The following is a 2,268-nucleotide window of genomic DNA, read 5'->3' on the forward strand; positions in this document are numbered from 1 at the left end:
GTGGCGGGGTTGCAGGCGTTGGCCACGGCTAAGCGCCTCGGTGCCAAGACGACCGGTTATGACGTGCGCCCGGAGGTGGCCGATCAGGTTCGTTCGGTGGGTGCTCAGTGGCTTGATCTGGGTATTGATGCCGCCGGTGAGGGTGGGTATGCCCGTGAGCTGACTGATGAGGAACGTGCCCAGCAGCAGAAGGCTCTGGAGGAGGCGATCACCCGCTTCGATGTCGTGATCACGACCGCGTTGGTGCCGGGTCGTCCGGCGCCGCGTCTGGTGACTGCGGCTGCGGTGCAGGGGATGAAGTCGGGCAGTGTGGTGATTGATCTGGCCGGGGAGACCGGTGGTAACTGCGAGTTGACCGAACCGGGTCAGACGGTCGTCAAGCATGGGGTGACGATTGCCTCGCCGTTGAATCTGCCCGCGACGATGCCTGAGCATGCCAGTGAGTTGTATGCCAAGAACATCACCTCGCTGTTGGAGTTGTTGATCACCGACGGCGTGTTGGCGCCGGACTTCGACGATGAGGTCGTTGCGGCCTCGTGCGTCACCCGGACCACCGGCGATGAGCGCTCGCGCGAAGAGCAGACAGCCAAGGGAGTTTCCTAGTCATGTATGACCAGTTGTTGGCCAATCTCGCGATCCTGGTGTTGGCCGGGTTCGTCGGGTTCGCGGTGATCTCCAAGGTGCCCAACACCTTGCACACGCCGTTGATGTCGGGCACCAACGCCATTCACGGCATCGTGGTGTTGGGTGCGTTGATCGTGTTGGGTGAGCTGCCCGCTGATGCGGGTTGGGGGGTGCGGGTGATCGCGTTCATCGCCCTGATCTTCGGCACCCTGAATGTGATCGGCGGGTTCCTGGTGACCGATCGGATGCTGGGCATGTTCAAGGGTAAGTCGGCTGGCCGCAAGGCCGCCCCGAACGCTGACAAGGCGCAGGTGGGCAAGTGAACTATCTCGTCAACACCCTCTACATTGTCGCGTTCGCCCTCTTCATCCTGGGCCTGTCGGGTTTGACTGGTCCCAAGACCGCGGTGCGCGGCAACCTGATTGCCGCCGCCGGTATGGCGTTGGCGGTCGTGGCGACCCTGATCAAGGTGCGTGACACCGCGTCAGGCAACTGGATTCTGATCGTGGCCGGTCTGCTCATCGGTGTGATCTTGGGGGTGCCGCCGGCCAAGCGGACCAAGATGACCGCGATGCCTCAGCTGGTGGCACTGTTCAACGGTGTCGGTGGTGGCACGGTCGCGTTGATCGCGTGGGCGGAGTTCATCGAGACCGACGGGTTCGCCCACTTCACTCCCGAGCAGCATCCGACTGTCGCGCTGGTGGTGGGTTCTTTGTTCGCGGCGATCATCGGGTCGGTGTCGTTCTGGGGTTCGCTGGTGGCGTTCCTCAAACTGCAGGAGTCGATCCCGAAGAACCTCGAGAAGGCTCTTGTGCGCTCCGCGAAGGCATTTCAGGCCTCCAATGTGGTGTTGCTGTTGGGGGCGATCGCCGCGTCGGTCTACATCGGCCTCAACGCCGGGCACGGTAGCCCGGGTTGGGTGATCGTGTTGGTGTTGGTGCTGGCCGGGGTCATGGGTCTGTTCGTGGTGTTCCCGATCGGGGGCGCCGACATGCCGGTGGTGATCTCGCTGTTGAATGCGTTGACCGGGTTGTCGGCGGCGGCGGCGGGTCTGGCGTTGAACAACACCGCGATGATCGTGGCGGGCATGATCGTGGGTGCGTCGGGGTCGATCCTGACCAATCTGATGGCCAAGGCGATGAACCGGTCCATCCCGGCGATCGTGTTCGGCTCGTTCGGTGCCAGCGGTGATGTCGCGGCTGCCGTGGGTGGGGATCAGGGCACGGTCAAGGCGACCTCGGCTGCTGATGCCGCGATCCAGATGGCCTATGCCAATCAGGTCATCGTCGTGCCCGGCTACGGGTTGGCGGTGGCTCAGGCTCAGCATGCGGTCAAGGAGATGGCCAGCCTGCTCGAGGAGAAGGGGGTGGAGGTCAAGTACGCCATCCACCCGGTGGCGGGTCGGATGCCCGGGCACATGAACGTGCTGCTGGCCGAGGCCGATGTCGAGTACGACGCGATGAAGGAGATGGATGACGTCAACGGTGAGTTCAACCGCACCGATGTCACCATCGTGATCGGTGCCAACGACGTCACCAACCCCGCCGCGCGCAACGACCCGTCCTCCCCGATTCATGGGATGCCGATCCTCAACGTCGACGAGTCGCGTTCGGTGATCGTGCTCAAACGCTCCATGTCCTCGGG

3 protein-coding genes are annotated in these 2,268 nt (G+C 63.4%); all 3 read left to right on the top strand.

What is annotated here, in order from left to right:
- The coding region (locus ACZY0X_RS31175) for a Rossmann-fold NAD(P)-binding domain-containing protein (protein ID WP_463775887.1) at window positions 1–603 on the top strand (603 nt) is incomplete at its 5' end.
- 2 nt (window positions 604–605) lie between these two features.
- Window positions 606–947, top strand: coding sequence for an NAD(P) transhydrogenase subunit alpha part 2 (locus ACZY0X_RS31180; RefSeq protein WP_463775888.1), 342 nt, complete (start codon window positions 606–608; stop codon window positions 945–947).
- On the top strand, window positions 944–2,268 hold a 1,325-nt coding region (locus ACZY0X_RS31185; RefSeq protein ID WP_463775890.1), incomplete at its 3' end, for an NAD(P)(+) transhydrogenase (Re/Si-specific) subunit beta. The genes ACZY0X_RS31180 and ACZY0X_RS31185, both read left to right, overlap by 4 nt.

Source organism: Mycobacterium sp. IDUB_39, from assembly GCF_055419205.1.